Origin of the sequence: Arthrobacter sp. JUb119, from assembly GCF_024807995.1 — a bacterium.
Classification (GTDB): domain Bacteria; phylum Actinomycetota; class Actinomycetes; order Actinomycetales; family Micrococcaceae; genus Glutamicibacter.
In genome coordinates this window covers 1,046,690-1,063,641 of sequence record NZ_JANUFE010000001.1, presented here as the reverse complement: position 1 = coordinate 1,063,641, position 16,952 = coordinate 1,046,690, and the positions used below count along the sequence as shown (strand labels likewise).

The window sequence follows — 16,952 nt, the reverse complement described above, 5'->3', positions numbered from 1 at the left end:
TACACCGAATACCTTGAGGGGAAGTGATCCAGATGGAGTTGGATGTAGCCAGCTTATGGATCCTGATAGCTGCCGCACTCGTATTGCTGATGACACCGGCACTGGGACTTTTCTACGGCGGCATGACTCGCGCCACCGGCGTGGTGAACATGATGCTGATGAGTTTCTCCGCCGCGGCGATCACCGCCGTCGTCTGGGTGCTCTGGGGCTACTCGTTCTCCGCCGGGGAACCAGCCATCGCCGGAATCGTCGGCAATCCAATCAGCGACTTCGCCATGCACAATACCGAGCAGTCCGAGCTGCTCGCCGCCGGATTCGCCGGTACCTTCGCCATGATCTCGGTAGCCATCATCTCCGGAGCAATCGCCGACCGTGCCCGCTTTGCGCCATGGCTGTTCTTCGTCCCGCTGTGGGTCACCCTGGTGTACGCACCGGTGGCCTTCTGGGTCTGGGGTGGAGGCTTGCTCTCCGCAGACGGATTCCTGGGTAGCATCTTCGGCGAAGCCATTGACTTCGCCGGCGGCGCAGTGGTCCACACCAACGCAGGTATCGCAGCCCTGGTCCTGGCCCTGAAGCTGGGCCAGCGCCACAACTTCCACGATCGTCCGCAGCCGCACAACACCCCGCTGGTCATGCTCGGTGCCGGCCTGCTGTGGTTCGGCTGGTTCGGTTTCAACGCCGGTGCGGCGACCACCGTCGAGCAGGCTGGACTCATCTGGGTCAACACCCTGGCAGCTCCGGGTGCGGCCGTCCTTGGCTGGATCCTGGTTGAGAAGCTTCGCGGTTCCCGCCCCAGCTCGCTGGGTGTCGCCTCCGGCCTGGTGGCCGGCCTGGTCGCCATCACCCCTTCTTGCGCAGATGTGGCCCCTTGGGCCGCGATGCTGCTGGGCGTCCTGGCTGGCGCCGGTGCAGCCTGGGCAGTGAACCTGAAATGGAAGCTGGGCTACGACGACTCGCTGGATGTTGTCGGCGTGCACCTGGTCGCCGGCTTGATCGGAACCCTGTTCCTGGGCTTCTTCGCCCTGCCAACCGAGGAAAGCGCTGGCGGACTGTTCTACGGCGGAGGCGTCGCACAGCTGATCGCCCAGGCAGCCACCCTGATTGTGGTCATGGTCTTCTCCGCGGTGATGACCTGGGTCATCGCCACGGTCATTGGAAAGTTCAGCCCATGGCGTGTCGCGGCAGATATCGAAATTGCCGGGATCGACGAGGCGGAGCACAACGAAAATGGATACCAGCTGGTTTCCAAGTAAGGAGCGGAATCTGGAAAATAACGCAACACAAGCACGAGGGGCAGGGCGTTTCTGAAACGTCCTACCAGGACCGCCGGTGGGCCATGCAGCCACCGGCGGTCCTGGCGTGTTCACGCCCGGTGCCGGGCACATGTGTAAATCATGGGAATCGCCTAGTGCGCTGGCATCAGCGGTGCACCGGCCCCTAGCGTGGCATTCACCAGCCGATTATTCCCAAGCAGTTAGGAGAGTGCCATGGCCAGCGAACCACAACAGCAAGCAAGCCCGGGAGGGGAACCGGTGTTGTCCGGCCCCGGCCAGGACAGCGAATTCCTGACCACCAACCAGGGAGCTCCCGTCAGCGATACCGACCACTCGCTGAAAGCCGGAGAGCGCGGGCCCACCTTGCTGCAGGATCACCACCTGCGCGAGAAGATCATGCATTTCGACCATGAGCGGATTCCGGAGCGCGTGGTCCATGCCCGCGGGGCTGGCGCCCACGGTTCCTTCATCAGCTACGGCAACGCCTCCGAGCTGTGCCGGGCCGATTTCCTCAAGCCGGGCAAGCAGACCCGGGTCTTCGTGCGGTTTTCCACCGTGGTCGGTTCCCGCGGCTCGATGGACACGGCCCGCGACACCCGCGGCTTTGCCACGAAGTTCTATACCGAAGAGGGCATTTTCGACCTGGTGGGCAACAATATCCCGGTGTTCTTCATCCAGGATGGCATCAAGTTCCCGGATCTCGTCCATGCCGCGAAGCCGCACCCGGATACCGAGATCCCGCAGGCGCAATCGGCCCACGATACCTTCTGGGATTTCGTCTCCCTGCATACCCCTGCCCAAGCCCACGTGATGTGGCAGATGAGCGACCGCGCAATACCCCGCTCGCTGCGCATGATGGAAGGCTTCGGCGTGCACACCTTCCGCATGGTCAACGAGGCGGGCAAAGCGTCCCTGGTGAAGTTCCATTGGAAGCCCAAGCTCGGCGTGCACTCGCTGGCCTGGGAAGAGTCCCAGCTGGCCGCCGGCGCGGATCCGGACTTCCACCGCCGCGATCTGGCCGAAGCCATTGATGCCGGAGCCTACCCCGAATGGGAACTGGGCGTGCAGATTTTCCCCGACGACGGTTCGGGGGTCTTCGAGGGCATCGACCTGCTGGATCCGACGAAATTCGTCCCAGAAGAACTGGCTCCGGTCCAGCCGCTGGGCAAGATGGTGCTGGACCGCAACCCGGAAAACTACTTCGCGCAGACCGAGCAGGTCGCCTTCCACCCCGGGCATCTGGTGCCGGGCATCGATATCAGCGACGACCCGCTGCTGCAGGCGCGGCTCTTCTCCTACCTGGACACCCAGCTGACCCGCTTGGGTGGACCGAACTTCGCGCAGATCCCGATCAACTCGCCGGACTCTCCGGTCAACGACATGTTCCGCGACGGCTTCCACCAGCACCGGGTGCCCAAGGGCATCGCGCCGTACAAGCCGAACTCGCTGGATGGCGGCTGCCCGTACATGTCGCAGGTTCTCTCTGGCCAGCAGCCTCCGCTGGACTTCCCGCAGCCTGTGGCCTCCGGGAAGAAGGTGCGTTCCGAGCCGGCCAGCTTCTCGGACCACTACAGCCAGGCCCGCCTGTTCTACATCAGTCTCTCGGCCGTGGAGCGCGCCCATGTGCAGCAGGCCTACTCCTTTGAGCTGGGCAAGTGCACCGATACCGCGATCCGCCAGCGGCAGGTGGAATGCCTGGCGAAGATCGATACCCAGCTGGCCGCCGGGGTGGCCCAGGCACTGGGCCTGCCGGCACCGGCCGCAGTGCAGCTGGATGATCCGGTGGCCAGCCCCGCGCTGTCGCAGATCGGGAAATCCTGGCCGGTGGACGGGCGCAAGGTCGGGGTGGTGTTCAACAGCGGCAACCACCAGCACGTGCCGGCAATAGCCCAGGCGCTGGCCGAACGGGGCATGTCCCCGCTGCTCGTTTCGGCCTCCGGCGGCGAGGTGGCCCCGGACCTGCCCATCGACCGCACCTACCTGACGGCGCGCTCCATCGAATTCGATGCGCTGGTGCTCATCGGCCCGCTGCCGCCGGCCCCGGACGCCGCGGTTGCGCTGGATGCCAAGGCCGGAGCCATGGGGGCAGGCGCGGTTCCCATCGACCCGCGCGTGGCGTTGCTGGTTGCAGAGGCCTACCGGCACAACAAGGCCATCATCACCCTGGACGGGCTCTCCGATGGCCTGCTGCAAGCGGTGGGCCTGGAGGATGACGCGCCGGGCATCGCGCTGGTCGAGCTTTCGGCGGTTGCCGAAAGCGCGGAGCAGCTGCTGTCCACCCACCGCGCGTGGGAGCGTTTCCCGGTCGCCGAGTAGCAGCGCGACCCAGCTGGCCAAGCAGGTGGCGCGGCAGGTGCATGACTCGATGCGCCTGCCGCGCCGGCCTGGCCCAGCAGCAGGGCCGGCGGCAATCAACTGGCACAGATAGCTGATGAAAAGAGGTGCAAAATGCCTTCAGGAACCGAAAGCCATGCCGGGAACGGGAACGCGGCCGAAACCGCTGCCAAAGCCCGGCACGCTCCTGGACCCGATGCCGAATCCAAACCCGATTCCCCGCCGGATATGCACTCCAGGTCATGGAAATACGCGGCCAAGCGCTCCATCAGGGAATTCTCCCGGAAGAAATGCACGGATATGGCCGCCTCGCTGACCTATTTCGCGATGCTCTCCATTTTCCCTGCCCTGCTGGCCGTGGTCTCCCTGCTCGGAGTTGCCGGCCAGGCGGAGAACATGACCCGCAACATCCTCTCGCTGATCGAGGAACTGGCCAGCAAGGAAGTGGTCGAAACCCTGCGCCAGCCCATCGAGCAGCTGGCATCGGCCCCGTCGGCAGGCCTGGCCCTGATTGCCGGTCTGGTCGGTGCGCTATGGAGCGCCTCGGGGTATGTCGGGGCGTTCGGACGGGCAATGAACCAGATCTACGAGGTGGCCGAAGGCCGCCCGTTCTACAAGCTGCGCCCGCTGATGCTGCTGCTGACACTGGTGCTTCTTGTGGCCGTATCCGTGCTGGGGATGCTGCTGATCGTCTCCGGTCCGCTGGCCCAGGCGCTGGGCAACGCCATGGGGCTGGGCGAGGGCGCGGTGGCGATCTGGAACATCGCCAAATGGCCGGTGATCGTGCTGTGCGCGATTGTGCTGGTGGCAGTGCTCTACTATGGGGCTCCCAATGTGAAGCAACCGAAGTTCCGCTGGATCAGCCTCGGCTCGGCCATCGCGCTGCTCGTGCTGGCGGTGGCGACCGTCGGCTTCTTCTTCTACGTTTCGAACTTCGGCAACTACAACAAAACCTACGGCGCCATCGGCGGGGTCATCGTGCTGCTGCTGTGGCTGTGGATCGCCAACCTGTCGCTGCTGTTCGGCGCGGTCTTCGACGCGGAAGCCGAGCGCGGGCGCCAGCTGCAGGCGGGGATTGCCGCCGAGCGCTCGGTCCAGCTTCCGCCGCGGGATACCAAGGCCAGCATGAAGCAGGAGGAAAAAGAAGAGCAGGACATCAGCGACGGGCGGCAGCTGCGCTTCGCCAGCGAGCTGGACGCCGAAGAGCAAGCGGATCCGGAATCCAGGCGGAACCCGGAAAGCTGAGCAGGAGCCGAAGCTGGCAATCGCCTGGGCGCCCCTTGGCGCGGGCCAGCACCTCGGTAGCGTGTGAAACGACCAGATCATTCCAAGACAAAGGAGCTCATCATGGCCAACGACGAGGCAAGCAAAGTCATCAGCATCATCCAGGACCTGCGGATCGCCATGGTCACAACCCACAGCGCTGGACGGCTGGCCAGCCGGCCCCTGGCGCTGATCGAAGCCACCGACGAAGGAGAGCTCTGGTTCTTCTCTACCGCCGACGCCGGGATTGTCCAGGAAATCCGGGCCCAGGGACTGGTCAATGCCGCGTTCAGCGGATCCAAGGCGTGGGTGTCGGTCAGCGGCCACGCCGAGGTGGTGCTCGATGTCGCCAAGAAGAAGGAACTGTGGAACGCCGCGGTGGAGACCTTCGCCAGCGAAGGCCCGGAATCTGCGCAGACAGTGCTGCTGCGCGTCGATGCCGACTCCGCTGAATACTGGGAGAACCCCGGTGGGGCAGCGAGCCTGGTGGCCGGCTGGGTGAAGCAGAAGCTCACCGGAAAACCTGCCGAGCCCGGGGACTCGAATAGCGTCGAACTCTAGGGCGCCGAAAACCGGCAACGGCCGCTGCCCCGAATTCCCGGAGCAGCGGCCGTATCGCTGTGCACATTGCCTGGCACAGAGCTATGCCCCATGGATTCGTATCCATGGGGCATAGCTGGTGGTGCGGTTTAGGACAGGTCGTCCTTGACATCCTTGGCGGCGTCCTTGACGTGTTCTCCTGCTTGCTTTGCCTTGGCGGCGGCCTGGTCCTTCACGCCTTCGGCTTGCAGGCGCTCATTATCAGTGGCATCGCCGTAGGCCTCCTTGGCCTTGCCAGATGCTTCCTGGGCCTTGTTCTGGATCTTGTCTCCAATTCCCATGATTCTTACCTCCTGTGTGGATCTGGTTACTGACAATTTGAACTATAGGGCAGATTGCAAATCGGGGTCCCGAAGCTGAAAGTTTGCTTGCGGCCAACTTTGCAGATCATCAAAGCGCCGCCGTCGCGGCGGCCAATCCCATAAGCTGCCTCGCCGCGTTGCGCTGTCCTTTGCGGTTATCAGGAGTCATTCAGCTGGGCCGGGCACGAATGGGCCGTGACCTAGACTGGCCAAAAGTTCCGCGCAGAGAAGGAGAGTCGATGGACCAGTGGCCGGTGTCGTTTAGTGCAGCCGAACCAGGATCCCGCCCCCGCAACAGCGAGTCATGGTGGGGCGCCGAAGTCGCGGTGCGTGCGGCCGCCGTGCGCTGCGAGGGCAACCCGGAAGCGATGCTGCGTACGCTGGAAAGCTCGGGGGAGGAACCTCCGGTGCCAGCGGCCGGACAGACCCAGCGCCTGTGGGAACTGCTGGCCTCCGTGGCCGCCACCGACCTGGTCGCGGCCAGGACGCTGGAACCGCATTTGGATGCCGCGGGAATCCTGAGCCAGGCGGGCATGTCGTGGCCGGGCGGCACTGCATGGGGCGTTTTCGCTGCGCAGCCGCCCAACGCCACCCTGGAAGCCGTTCGCCAGTCCGGCGGGGGATGGGAGCTGAATGGCATCAAGCCCTGGTGCTCGTTGGCCGCGCAGCTGACGCATGCCCTGGTCACCGCCCCCACGCCCGATGGTGGCCGGCTGTTCATGGTTTCCTTGCGGCATCCGGGCGTTGAACCGGTACCGGATGCCTGGGTCAGCCGCGGCATGGCGCAGCTGCCCAGCGGCAGCGTGAACTTCACCGGCGTGCCGGCCCAACCGGTGCAAGACGCCGGCTGGTACCTGTCCCGTCCCGGGTTCGCTGTCGGGGGCGTTGGCGTCGCCGCCTGCTGGTTCGGGGCAGCGGTGGGAATCTACCGCCATCTGCTGCGCAGCGCCCAAGCGCGCACCCCGGATCAGCTGGCCCTGGCTTGGCTCGGCGAAGCAGACCGCTTGCTGGCCGGCTGCGCCGCGCTGCTGGAACAGGCCGCCGGGCTGGCCGATGCCGGAACGCTGGATGCCATTTCGGCCCATCGGATCCGCGGCCAGGTGGCCGGGGCCTGCGAGCGGGTGTTGCAGCTCAGCGGCCAAGCCACCGGCCCGGGCCCGCTGACCGCCGATGAGGAGCATGCGCGGCGCGCAGCAGATCTGGGCATCTATCTGCGCCAGCACCACGCGGCCCGCGACGACGCGGCGCTGGGCCAGTTGATTGCGGACCGCGCCGGAACGGAAAGTGGCAGCGCATGGTGAACTTCTCGCATCAGGACCAGGGAACATCTGCAAGCTGCTGGCAGCAGGCTGGGCTTGAGCGGATCGCCGCACTGGATCCGGAGAAGCTCTTCCACGCAATCGCATCGGTGGTTGTCCTGGCCGCCCACCCGGATGACGAGACGCTGGGAGCCGGAGGGCTGATCCGCATGGCCCTTGGCCGGGGGATCGATGTCCACGTGATCGTCTGCAGCTTCGGGGAAGCCTCGCATCCGGATTCCACCACACACTCCCCAGCCCAGTTGGCCGCGCTGCGCCAGGCCGAGCTGGCCGAGGCCATGGACACGCTGCGCGCACAAGGACCGCGCAGCGGAACGCTGCATCTGCACTGCTTGGGCCTGGGCGACGGGAAACTCGAAGCGCAGCAGGAGCCGATCCGCGCAGCCCTTGAGCAGCACGCCGGCGAGCGCTGCCTGATCGCCAGCACCTACCGCGGCGACGGGCACCCGGACCACGAAATCCTGGGCCTGCTCGCCGCGGACTGGGCCCTGGCGCACAATGCCTGCCATCTGGAATTCCCCATCTGGTTCTGGCACTGGGCGCAACCGGGCCGGCAGCCCAGCTTCAGGCATTGGCGCCGGCTGGCCCTGGATGCATCCAGCGCGGATGCCAAGGCCCGCGCCCTGGAGGCCCACCGTTCCCAAACCCGGCCGCTGTCCGCCCTGCCAGGAGACGAGGTCCTCCTTAGCGAAGGCTTCCTTCAGCATTTTTCCCGCGGCGCCGAGATCTTCCGCGCCACCTGGCCTGGCCACAAGGACGCCGCGTCGGCTCCGGTGGTGTTCGAGGAGCTCTACGGGCAGCGCGAAGATCCGTGGGAGTACCGCAGCAGCCGCTATGAGCAGCGCAAGCAGCAGATCCTGCTCGCCTCCCTGCCCCGGGAGCAGTATGCGGCGGTTCTGGAGCTGGGATGCTCCATCGGGGTGCAGAGCGCCGAGCTGGCCCGCCGCAGCACCAGCCTGCTGGCGGTGGATGCCAGCGCTACCGCGTTAGCCCAGGCCCGGCGTGCCGTGGCCGGAATGGAGCATGTCAGCTTGCTGCAGGCCACGGTGCCTCGGCAATTTCCGCAGTTGGAGCCGGGAAGCGTGCAGCTGGTAGTGCTCAGCGAGATCGGCTATTTCCTGGCCGCCGACGAATTGGAGCAGGTGCTCGCCGCCAGTGCCGCCGCACTGGAAGCCGGCGGAGAGCTGGTGCTCTGCCATTGGCTGCATCCCATTGAAGGCTGGCCGCTGGACGGGGAGGATGTGCACCGGATGGCGGGAGACCTGGGGTGGGAGCGCATCGTGGAGCATCGCGAGGCCGATTTCCTGCTTGAAATACTGAGCAAGCCCGCTGGTGCCCATGGGTAGGCAGCTGGCGGCCATGGCGGTCATCATCCCGGCCCATGACGAGGAAGAACGCCTGGGCCGTTGCCTGGATTCGGTGCGTGCGGCCATGGACCGGTTGGCGTGTGCCCGCCCGCAGGTGCAGGTCCGGGCCATCGTGGTTGCCGATAGCTGCACCGACGGCACGGTACAGGTTGCCCAGCGGCAGATTAGCGCAGATCAGCGGATCAGCTTGCTGCAGGCCAGCTTCGGCAATGTCGGAGCCAGCCGGGCTGCCGGGGCGCGCCACGCCCTGGCCAGCGTCGGCGCGGACGCGGACCCGAGCGCCATCTGGCTGGCCAGCACCGACGCGGATACCTGCGTCGCCGAGCATTGGCTGGAGGGCTTTGCCACCCTGCACGCCGGCGGGGCCGATGCGGTGGCCGGAACCGTGGAACCGGACCGCGGCGAACTCGATGAGCATATCTTCGCCTTATGGGAGCAGGCCTACCAGCCGATCGAGGGGCATGGCCATATCCACGGCGCGAACTTCGGGGTGTGCGCTGCTGCCTATCTGGATGTTGGAGGCTTCGAGCCCTTGGCGGCCCGGGAGGATGTGGCCTTGGTCGAGGCGCTGCGCCGCGCCGGCTACCGGGTCCAGGCCACGGCCCGGCTGCAGGCGATCACCTCGGGGCGCTTGCGCGGGCGGTTGCGCGAGGGCTTCGCGGACTATCTTGCCGCGCTGGATCACCAGATGCTCCACGCCCGGTAGCGCCCAAGTAAGGGGTCCCGGTCCCTGGCATAGGAACAGCCCCCGGGGAATCTGCGCGGATGCGCGGTTTCCCTGGGGGCTGTGCCCGTTGCGGCGGTGCTTGCGGTTACACGCTGCTGCCGGACTCCTGTGTGGCGTACCTGTGTCCCAGCTTGCTGGCGTCGAAAGGTGGAACCGCGTGGGCGAGCGCAGTGTATTGCCAGTACTTCACACGGAATGCAGCCATTCCGCTGTGCTCGGCCTGGCCGAACAGATCCTTGATCTTGCTGCGCGGCGCGCTGGCCTGAACCACTTCCAAGACTGGAGACGGCTCGGAAATGTGCAAGAACTTCAGTTCCTCGCTCTGCGGTTCAACCATCGCGACCAGCACCGGCCGCTTGTGCACCGAGACCAGGCCCATCACATCATCGAGCGCTTCCAAAGGCTGTGTCATGACCACTGGCATTCCTTGGGTCCAGCCATAGCTGCTCAGATGCCTTCTTCCCTCGCGTGATCCCAGCAGCTCTGCTACGCGCAACGCGGTCTGGGACCTGACTAGCCTTCCTGGCATGTGAACTACCCTCCACTTCTAGACGATACTTCTCACTTCAACAATGCCGTTATCTGTCCCTCCGGACTGGGCAGCGTGGCCCTTGAAATGCGCTGTGGACCCTGCGGCCAGCGGTGGGGACTTGATAAAAAATTATCATTGGCCCACCAAGTTGTTGCGAACAGGCCGCGATTCTGAGGAAATTCCCAGACTTTATTCTCTACTAGTCAGTATCCCTATTCAGCTACCGTGGTTGCGAGGCTCAGTGCCTCCCAAGATCACGCAGCGCCCGGTGCGCCGCATGCCAGCCGGCCATGCCATGCACCCCGCCGCCCGGAGGGGTGGAGGAGGAGCACAGGTACAGTCCCGGCACGCCCAGCGAATAGGGATTCAGCGAGGGCGAGGGGCGGAAGAACTGCTGGGTGCCGGCCAGTGATCCGCCGCCGATATCCCCGCCGACCAGATTCGGATCCCAGGCTTGCAGCTGCGCCGGGCCGGTGTCCACCCGCTGCACGATCCGGTCCTTGAAGTCCGGCGCGAACCGCTGGATCTGCGCATCGATCAGCGCCCCGGCATCCCCGCTGTAGCCTTGGGGCACGTGGGCGTAAGACCAGATGACCTGGCGGCCGGCCGGGGCGCGCGAGGCATCGGCGCTCGAAGGCTGGACCACCATCACGAACGGGCGTTCGGGCATTAACCCGGCGGCGACCTGGCGCTCGGCCCGGGCCAGCTCGGCGGCATCGCCGATGACATGCACGGTGCCGGCCTGCGCGGTGCGCGCATCCTTCCAGGGAATCGGCCCATCGAGCAGGTAGTCCACCTTGTAGGCCGCGGTGCCATAGCGCCAGCGCTCGAACCGCCGGCGCAGTCGTGCCGGGAGCTGGTCTCCGGCGAGCTGCACTACCTGGCGGGGCGTGGCATCCAGGAAGGTGAGGTCCGCATCGGGAAGCTGCGCGAGGCTGGTGATCTGGTGCCCGGTATGGATCTGCACCCCCAGCCCGTCGAGCACCCGCAGCAGCGCGTCGATGATGCTGCCGGTACCGCCGTGCGCCACCGGCCAGCCCCAGGATTGGCCCAAGGCCCCGAAGAGCGCGCCGAATCCCGAGGTGAACGGGTGGGAGAGCGGCAGCATGGAATGCGCGCTGGATCCGGCAAAGAGCGCCGCGGCCTGCCGGGTCCGGAACGCGGCGGAAGCCAGCAGCTTCGCCGGCGCCAGCGCGCGCAGCCCGAAGCGTGCCATGAGCACCGGATGCGGCGGGATGCCCAGCAGCGGGCTGGTGGCATTGTCCAGGATCTCCTGCGGATGGCGCACCAGCGGGCCATGCAGCAGCTGCCAGATCTTCCGGTCTGCGGGGAACTGCGCCATGGTGGCTTCCAGGTCCTGGTGCAGGAAGACCGACTCGGCGTCGTCCAGCGGGTGGGCCAGCGGATAGCCGTGGAAATCCCACTGCAAACCATGTCCGGCCAGATCGAAATGCGCGAAGGCGCGGCTGCCATAGGCGAAGGGGTGGGCGGCAGCTCCCAGGTCCACAATGGTGCCTTCGCCCAGCGTGCTGCCGGAGGCCGCGGCACCGCCGGGACGGGCATTGCGCTCGAAGACCTGGACATCGAATCCCTGCTCGGCCAAAACCGCCGCGGCGACCAGCCCATTGGGGCCGGCGCCAACAATGTTCGCTTTCTTTGGTGTCATGGGCGGTGTTCCCCCTGTTCATCGTTCACCTGCGGGGCGAAGCGCTCGGGCCAGGTTTCGTCGCTGAGCGCCTTGAGCTGGCTGATCTGCGACTCTGCGCGGTGCGACAGGTCCTGCAGCAGCGCCTGGTCCAGGCGCGGATCATGGGGCAGCATCAGCAGCAGCGTCTGCCACATGCGCAGCTTGGCATTGAGCAGCCCGGTGAGCACATCGAGCTGCACCTGCGCGGCAGCCAGCTTGCGCATGCGCAGCGGATTGAACGGGTTGACGTGCCCGGCCAGCTTGGCCGCCGGAGCGAGCAGGCGGGCCATCGGCCGCTTGGTGCAGCCCAGCCGGGCCATGATCCGTTTCAGGTCATCCTGATCCGCTTGGACCTGCTGGTGCAGCGATTCGAAACGCTGGGCATAGGCGGTGTCCGCCCAGGTGCCGTGGGCGGCCTTGAAGTGGTTCAGTCCCGATTCGGAACCCAGCAGGTGTTCGCTCAGGTACCGGTGCAAGGTCGTCTGGTCGATGGTGTTGTGCGGCATGGGCCCGTCCTTAGTTCTCGCCTGGGGTCGCAGTCTTCTGCTGGCTGAAACGCTAGGGCACCGGCCGCCGCTGGCCAATGGCCGGACGCTGATCCGCAGGCAGCACCCAGCATCCGGCGGCTAGGGGGCCGGGAAAGGCCGGGCCTTGAGCAGCCGCGCCAGATGCGCCGCGTTGCGCGTGGCGATCTGCGTGGCGTTGGCCGTGACCTGCGGGGTCTGGTCCAGATCCTGGTAGTCGGTGGTGTGCATGGCCTGCCCCACCCAATAGGTCGAGCCCTGGGCCGGCAGGGTGAACCCGACATCGGCCAGGCCCTGGCCCAGCTCCGCAATCACGTGGTGCGCGCCGTCCTCATTGCCCACCACGGCCACCACGCCCACCTTGCCAAAGAGGATCGGGCGGCCCTGCTCGTCGGTCTGGGACAACTCGGCATCCAGCCGCTCCAGCACCCGCTGGGCAAGGCTCGAGGGGTGGCCTACCCAAATCGGGGTGGCCAGCACCAGGATGTCCGCGGCCAGCAGCTTCTGCCGGATCCCCGGCCACTGGTCGCCGCCTCCCATGTCCTTGAGCACTCCGGGCTTCACGTCGAAATCGGCAATGCGCAGGATCTCGGAGGGGACCTGGTGCTCCTTGAATTCCGCCGCCACCTGCCGGGCCAGCAGATCGCTGCTGGAGGCTTTGGGCGAAGGGGAGAGGGTGCAGACCAGGATCAGTGCATTAATCGGTGTCTGGACCATGTCTATCATTCCTTGTCATAAAGGGTGCTTCCGGGCAGCCGGATCAGCGCTTGATGCGTGCATCAACGCGTGCGGCCAGCTGCCCGGCGGTCTGCATCGCCCGCTCCAGCGATGCTGCGGTATCCCATAATCCGGAGTGCTGCGCGTGCGCCGGGCCGAAGGTCAGCTGGGACAGGTCGTAGCGCAGATTGCTGCTGGCGGCCTGCAGCACTGCGCGGACCATGCCCAGCGCGGCGGCGACATCGGCCACCAATTGCGGTTTCGCATGCTGGTCAAGCCAGCGCAGGTCATTCACTGCGGTCATGGCCAGCGCGCCGAGTGCGGCCGAGGATTTCGCGGCCTGCAAGCAGGCCGCGGCGAGCTGGCGGTCGCGCAGCTCCGAGGGCGGTTGCGCGGAGGCTTCCCCGAAATCCGCGGAGGCCTTGGCATCCCGGTCGGCCAGGCCCAGCGCGTCGATCCGCAACTGCTTGGCCCGGGCCTGCAGGCCGGCGAATTCTGTGTGAACGGGTCCGGAAGCCGAGCCGTAGCCCGCGGACATGGACATCAGCGCGGCGGCAGCACCGAGCATCAGTGCCGCCGCCGCTCCGCCGCCCGGATTCCCGTCCGACTCGGCCAGCTCTTCAAGCCAGCGTCCAATGCGCGCCTCGCTGATCGGACGCTGCGGGCCGCTATTCGCCATGCCCCTGGTCTTGGCTCATCGAGCCTTCACCGGGCGGGGTTTCGCCCGGCGGCACCGAACCGCCCGGCTCCAGTCCGGTAATCAGTTGCTGCTCCGGGTCGGGGTTGGATGTGGCTGCGGCTTCGCGATTGGCCTCTTGGGCTTCATCCAACTGTGCGTCGGGCTGCGACGCGGAGGATTCCTGCGGGTCCATCGGCTGCTCCTGTCTGCATCTGGGCTGCGGGCTGGGGATCCAGCCCTTGTCCGCTCACGCTAGGCCAGGGCCCCGGCGGGCTCAACAGCACCGGGCGATTCACACGGAACGCACGGATTGCGGTGCGCTGCCTGCCGGAATTCAGCTGGCCGGCGGCAATCCAGGTACCAAGTGCTTGAGCACTGCGGCGTGCAGGCGCGCATCGGCCAGCAAGCGGAAATGCCCCAGCGTGGGCAGCTTTATGTTGGTGGCTCCGGCCAGGTCGCAGCCGCCGGGGATGTGCGGGTCGAAGCTGCTGTAGATGGAGATGATCCGGGAATTCACGCTCAGGTTGGCCGAGAGCTTGAGCAGACCCTGGTCGTTGGGGGACAGCGAACGCAGGGAGCGGACCGGCGCATAGCGTGCATAGCGCGAACCGGAGAAGGGGGTGCCAATGGCGATCATCCGATTGATCCGGTAGCCCTGCGGCGAGGCGGACATCAGGTACTTGCCGATCAGCCCGCCCTTGCTGTGCGCCACCAGCACCGCATCGTCGAGCTGCGCCCGGTCCAGATAGCTGGAGACCACCTGGGACATCTCCGGCACCGTGCCGCGGTTGAAGCCGAGCTGCGGGATCACGTGCACCGGGTGGCCGGCCTGGTGCAGGGCGTTGGCCAGCGGGAGCAGGAATTTCCAGGATTCCCAGATTCCCGGGATCAGCACCACCGGTTCGGCTGCCGGATGGCAGCCGGAGCGCAGCCGGCCGGCCTCCGCACTTGGCAGCAGCGAACGCAGCTGCCAGGCACCGGCATAGAGATAATCCTGCAGCCAGGCGCGGGACAGGACCGCCCACCGCGATAGCCTGCTGGACAGGGTGCTGGTCTCCACCGGTGCTCCTTTGCTGCGTGTTGCGCTGTGGGACCGGTTGCGCCGCGACGGGGTCCCAAGAGCATTATCACCACATGAGTAGGGCTGAGTCCGGCAGCGACATTGCCCGGTCTGGGGAATTCCGGGAGTGGGGCCGCCGGCCATCCCGCTGCCGCGGCGAGCCGAGGCCCTCTTCATGGCCCATGCCAGCCCACGTGCCATGTGGGGCCTGTAAATGGTTCAGCCCAGCAACCAGCGAAGATGCGCCCCGGGAGCTGCAGATTGCATCCAGTTAGCGCACGCCTGCCTGCTGGCTACGCCGGATTGACGCTGGATTCCCGAGCCGATTTTAGGGTGCTGCAGGCCTCGCGCAGGTGCCGAAACCGCATCGAGCTGGTACTGGATTTCCACGCGCGTGGCGTGGCCGCGATGGCGCAGAGGGGAAAGAGGCGGCGCATGGAATCCTCACGCTGCTGAAGAAGGCTTCAACTAGCCATGGATTAATCATCGTGCCGGGGCTATTCTGAGGTTCTGTTGAGTAGTTGCAGTTTTTGGGGGACTGGCAAGTTATGAAACGACAACATCATGGTTTAAGCAGCTCTGTGCCGCGCGGCGTTTTGGGGAATGGCCGGCGGCTTCCGTATGGGGCGCTGGCCATTGCAGCGGCCTTCGCTTTAAGCAGTGCATTTGCTTGGCCCGGGGCGGCCGGTGCAGTGCCAGCCAGAGCCCAATCGAGCACACTGGCCTTTCCCGCCGCGCCAGCGCCGGCGCTCGGGAGCGAGCCTGTCACCGCACCGGATCTGGGCGGAACATCCGCTATCCAAGTCCTCGGACTGAGTTCACTTGGCGGAAGGACCGGAGGGTCCGCGCCCGACCCGCTGGCCCACGTGGCCGCCAATCGGGCGGCGATGACAGCAAAGACAAGTCCTGGAGCGCTGGCACAGCCCGCGCCGCTAGCTGCCGACCAGGGCATCCGTCCGGCAATGCTGAGCCCTGGTCTGCTATTGGAGCATCCAGTGGCCACCCGCCGGATTTCCAGCCCGTACGGTTGGAGGTTCAACCCGACCGGGTTCGGCCGCCAAATCCATATCGGCCAGGACTATCCAATTTCCTGCGGTTCGCCCGTGCGCGCTAGCGAGTCGGGCCGGGTGGTCGTCGCGGGCTGGGCCGGGCATTCGGGCCAGCGCGTCACCATTGACCACGGGCATGAGGTGCAGACCGGATACAGCCACAACTCGCTCTTGCTCGTCAGAGTGGGCGAGCTTGTCGTCCAAGGCCAGATCATCGCCCTGGCCGGGACCACCGGCAACTCCACGGGGTGCCATGTGCACTTCGAGGTCATCGTCAATGGCCAATGGCATAATCCGCGCAACTACCTGCCTTCAGGCGGAGGGCAGCGCCAGGCATTGTTCGCTTCGACGCAATTTGCAGTCGATGCCGGCAGCGCGATCCGCCATCAACCGGCAACAGGAAGAAGCGGGCAGTACGCCGGGGCGGCCAGGCATCACGGATCGACCCGAACGGAGCATCCAGCGCCGCCGAAGACCACGAGGCACTCCCACGCGGATCCGCTCCAGCCGCCAGCGGCGAGCAAGAAGAAACAAGCCGCGCCAGCCAAGCCGAAGGCCCAGCCGAAAAAGGAATCCGGCAAGCTCCGCCCGACCCCGCGTCCCGCGCACCCGGCACCAGAGCCGAGCAAGACGCCTAAGCCGAGCGAGACACCCGAGCCACCACAAAAGTTGAATACCGGAAGCCCGAAGGCCACGCCATCTGCATCAGCGTCACCGGCACCCGTTTCGGCCAAGCCGAGCGCGCCGAGCGCAGCGCCGACGCCCAGCACTGGGCCAGTTGCTGAGCCGAGCCCGTCGGCGGCGCCGACCGCGTCGCCAAGTCCTTCGGCACCACCTTCCAGCGTGGCGCCATCAGCGCCGGATAGCGTTCCGGAGGCAACGGAATCGACTAACGCCACGCCAACCTCTGAACCGACCCAAGTGCCTGGACCCAGCGAGGAAACAGGCGTTGAACCCCGGCAGGACCAGGATCCAGGCGGTAAGGATGTTCCAGCCAGCGAGGATCCGACGGACCCCGCGGCCCGCGTCGAGCGCCAAATAGGTGCAGCCCAACCCAAGACCGTGGACTTGCAAGCAGAAGAGCCGGAGAAGAAACCGCCAGTGGCCAAGGCCCTGCCGCCGGCCAAGTCCACAACTGCGAAAAAGCAGGCCAAGCCGCCAGTGAAGCCCAAGGCCGCGGCCCCGGCCAGGCCTAAAGTTGCAGCGCCCGTGAAGCAGGTCGCCAAGGCGCCGGTCGCAACCCTGCCCAAGCCCAAGCCTGCTATCGCAGCACCGGCCGTGCAAAAAGCTGCCCCGGCACCGGCCAAGCCGAAGCCTCAGGCGACAGCGGCGGTGAAGCCCCAAGCGGGCGCCCCGGCCAAGCTCCCGCAGGCGCCGGCTGCAGCCGCACCACCTGCCAGCGAGGCCAAGCCGTAGTCCGTGGCTGCCCGGTTCCGCGGCGCTGCTCCCGTCCCTTTGGGCGGGAGCAGTGGAGCGCTGGGGAAGAGACAACGCGTGAAACGCTGCACAGCTGGTTAG

Annotated in this window: 16 protein-coding genes; 8 read left to right on the top strand and 8 right to left on the bottom strand. The window is 66.3% G+C overall.

Annotated features, from left to right (window positions below):
- The first annotated feature begins 32 nt into the window (after positions 1-32).
- From M2368_RS05080 to M2368_RS05065, 4 genes are all read left to right on the top strand, one after another.
- Complete coding sequence (locus tag M2368_RS05080) at positions 33-1,253, top strand: ammonium transporter (protein ID WP_105657853.1); 1,221 nt, start codon at positions 33-35, stop codon at positions 1,251-1,253.
- Between the two features lie 234 nt (positions 1,254-1,487).
- Entirely contained in the window at positions 1,488-3,590 is a 2,103-nt protein-coding gene (locus M2368_RS05075) for a catalase (RefSeq protein ID WP_498724087.1), read from the top strand.
- A gap of 132 nt (positions 3,591-3,722) precedes the next feature.
- Positions 3,723-4,853 carry a YihY/virulence factor BrkB family protein gene (locus tag M2368_RS05070; RefSeq protein WP_498724086.1) on the top strand — a complete coding sequence of 377 codons (1,131 nt, stop codon included), beginning with the start codon at positions 3,723-3,725 and terminating at the stop codon, positions 4,851-4,853.
- 102 nt (positions 4,854-4,955) lie between these two features.
- Positions 4,956-5,432, top strand: a complete 477-nt coding sequence (locus tag M2368_RS05065; RefSeq protein ID WP_498724085.1) for a pyridoxamine 5'-phosphate oxidase family protein — start codon at positions 4,956-4,958, stop codon at positions 5,430-5,432.
- A 128-nt stretch (positions 5,433-5,560) separates the two neighbouring features.
- Here M2368_RS05065 and M2368_RS05060 read toward each other — a convergent pair whose 3' ends face one another.
- Complete coding sequence (locus M2368_RS05060) at positions 5,561-5,752, bottom strand: CsbD family protein (RefSeq protein ID WP_105657701.1); 192 nt, start codon at positions 5,750-5,752, stop codon at positions 5,561-5,563.
- Positions 5,753-6,012: 260 nt separating this feature from the next.
- Here M2368_RS05060 and M2368_RS05055 point away from each other — a divergent pair, with 260 nt between their 5' ends.
- The 3 genes from M2368_RS05055 to M2368_RS05045 are packed head-to-tail and all read left to right on the top strand — an operon-like array spanning position 6,013 to position 9,165.
- Positions 6,013-7,074, top strand: coding sequence for an acyl-CoA dehydrogenase family protein (locus M2368_RS05055; protein ID WP_105661185.1), 1,062 nt, complete (start codon positions 6,013-6,015; stop codon positions 7,072-7,074).
- Positions 7,068-8,438 carry a PIG-L family deacetylase gene (locus M2368_RS05050; RefSeq protein ID WP_105661186.1) on the top strand — a complete coding sequence of 457 codons (1,371 nt, stop codon included), beginning with the start codon at positions 7,068-7,070 and terminating at the stop codon, positions 8,436-8,438. The genes M2368_RS05055 and M2368_RS05050 overlap by 7 nt, the downstream gene beginning before the upstream one ends.
- Positions 8,431-9,165: a glycosyltransferase family 2 protein gene (locus tag M2368_RS05045; RefSeq protein WP_498724084.1), complete on the top strand. Its 735-nt coding sequence runs from the start codon at positions 8,431-8,433 to the stop codon at positions 9,163-9,165. The genes M2368_RS05050 and M2368_RS05045 overlap by 8 nt, the downstream gene beginning before the upstream one ends.
- A gap of 106 nt (positions 9,166-9,271) precedes the next feature.
- Here the strand turns inward: M2368_RS05045 and M2368_RS05040 are convergent, their stop codons facing one another.
- The 7 genes from M2368_RS05040 to M2368_RS05010 all read right to left on the bottom strand — a co-directional run bounded on the left by M2368_RS05040 (position 9,272) and on the right by M2368_RS05010 (position 14,385).
- Entirely contained in the window at positions 9,272-9,598 is a 327-nt protein-coding gene (locus tag M2368_RS05040) for a hypothetical protein (RefSeq protein WP_434690221.1), read from the bottom strand.
- A gap of 358 nt (positions 9,599-9,956) precedes the next feature.
- Entirely contained in the window at positions 9,957-11,384 is a 1,428-nt protein-coding gene (locus M2368_RS05035; RefSeq protein WP_498724083.1) for a phytoene desaturase family protein, read from the bottom strand.
- The gene (locus M2368_RS05030) at positions 11,381-11,911 is read right to left on the bottom strand and encodes a hypothetical protein (RefSeq protein WP_448938571.1); all 531 of its coding nucleotides are present in this window, start codon (positions 11,909-11,911) and stop codon (positions 11,381-11,383) included. The genes M2368_RS05035 and M2368_RS05030 overlap by 4 nt, the downstream gene beginning before the upstream one ends.
- Before the next feature lie 120 nt (positions 11,912-12,031).
- Positions 12,032-12,646, bottom strand: coding sequence for a flavodoxin family protein (locus M2368_RS05025; protein WP_448938572.1), 615 nt, complete (start codon positions 12,644-12,646; stop codon positions 12,032-12,034).
- A gap of 43 nt (positions 12,647-12,689) precedes the next feature.
- Positions 12,690-13,325, bottom strand: coding sequence for a cyclodeaminase/cyclohydrolase family protein (locus M2368_RS05020; protein ID WP_448938921.1), 636 nt, complete (start codon positions 13,323-13,325; stop codon positions 12,690-12,692).
- Positions 13,315-13,518 carry a DUF6480 family protein gene (locus tag M2368_RS05015; RefSeq protein WP_105657709.1) on the bottom strand — a complete coding sequence of 68 codons (204 nt, stop codon included), beginning with the start codon at positions 13,516-13,518 and terminating at the stop codon, positions 13,315-13,317. Before M2368_RS05015 ends, M2368_RS05020 begins: the two co-directional genes overlap by 11 nt.
- A gap of 141 nt (positions 13,519-13,659) precedes the next feature.
- Positions 13,660-14,385, bottom strand: coding sequence for an alpha/beta hydrolase (locus M2368_RS05010; RefSeq protein WP_332498891.1), 726 nt, complete (start codon positions 14,383-14,385; stop codon positions 13,660-13,662).
- 887 nt (positions 14,386-15,272) lie between these two features.
- Between M2368_RS05010 and M2368_RS05005 the strand changes: the two genes are divergently transcribed.
- Entirely contained in the window at positions 15,273-16,850 is a 1,578-nt protein-coding gene (locus M2368_RS05005) for a M23 family metallopeptidase (protein WP_498724082.1), read from the top strand.
- Positions 16,851-16,952: the final 102 nt, after the last annotated feature.

What these genes read in the sequence shown, in the direction of transcription:
- M2368_RS05080 (WP_105657853.1), top strand. Translation starts at nt 33, where the DNA reads ATGGAGTTGGATGTAGCCAGCTTATGGATCCTGATAGCTGCCGCACTC.
- M2368_RS05075 (WP_498724087.1), top strand. Translation starts at nt 1,488, where the DNA reads ATGGCCAGCGAACCACAACAGCAAGCAAGCCCGGGAGGGGAACCGGTG.
- M2368_RS05070 (WP_498724086.1), top strand. Translation starts at nt 3,723, where the DNA reads ATGCCTTCAGGAACCGAAAGCCATGCCGGGAACGGGAACGCGGCCGAA.
- M2368_RS05065 (WP_498724085.1), top strand. Translation starts at nt 4,956, where the DNA reads ATGGCCAACGACGAGGCAAGCAAAGTCATCAGCATCATCCAGGACCTG.
- M2368_RS05060 (WP_105657701.1), bottom strand. Translation starts at nt 5,752, where the DNA reads ATGGGAATTGGAGACAAGATCCAGAACAAGGCCCAGGAAGCATCTGGC.
- M2368_RS05055 (WP_105661185.1), top strand. Translation starts at nt 6,013, where the DNA reads ATGGACCAGTGGCCGGTGTCGTTTAGTGCAGCCGAACCAGGATCCCGC.
- M2368_RS05050 (WP_105661186.1), top strand. Translation starts at nt 7,068, where the DNA reads ATGGTGAACTTCTCGCATCAGGACCAGGGAACATCTGCAAGCTGCTGG.
- M2368_RS05045 (WP_498724084.1), top strand. Translation starts at nt 8,431, where the DNA reads ATGGGTAGGCAGCTGGCGGCCATGGCGGTCATCATCCCGGCCCATGAC.
- M2368_RS05040 (WP_434690221.1), bottom strand. Translation starts at nt 9,598, where the DNA reads ATGACACAGCCTTTGGAAGCGCTCGATGATGTGATGGGCCTGGTCTCG.
- M2368_RS05035 (WP_498724083.1), bottom strand. Translation starts at nt 11,384, where the DNA reads ATGACACCAAAGAAAGCGAACATTGTTGGCGCCGGCCCCAATGGGCTG.
- M2368_RS05030 (WP_448938571.1), bottom strand. Translation starts at nt 11,911, where the DNA reads ATGCCGCACAACACCATCGACCAGACGACCTTGCACCGGTACCTGAGC.
- M2368_RS05025 (WP_448938572.1), bottom strand. Translation starts at nt 12,646, where the DNA reads ATGGTCCAGACACCGATTAATGCACTGATCCTGGTCTGCACCCTCTCC.
- M2368_RS05020 (WP_448938921.1), bottom strand. Translation starts at nt 13,325, where the DNA reads ATGGCGAATAGCGGCCCGCAGCGTCCGATCAGCGAGGCGCGCATTGGA.
- M2368_RS05015 (WP_105657709.1), bottom strand. Translation starts at nt 13,518, where the DNA reads ATGGACCCGCAGGAATCCTCCGCGTCGCAGCCCGACGCACAGTTGGAT.
- M2368_RS05005 (WP_498724082.1), top strand. Translation starts at nt 15,273, where the DNA reads ATGACAGCAAAGACAAGTCCTGGAGCGCTGGCACAGCCCGCGCCGCTA.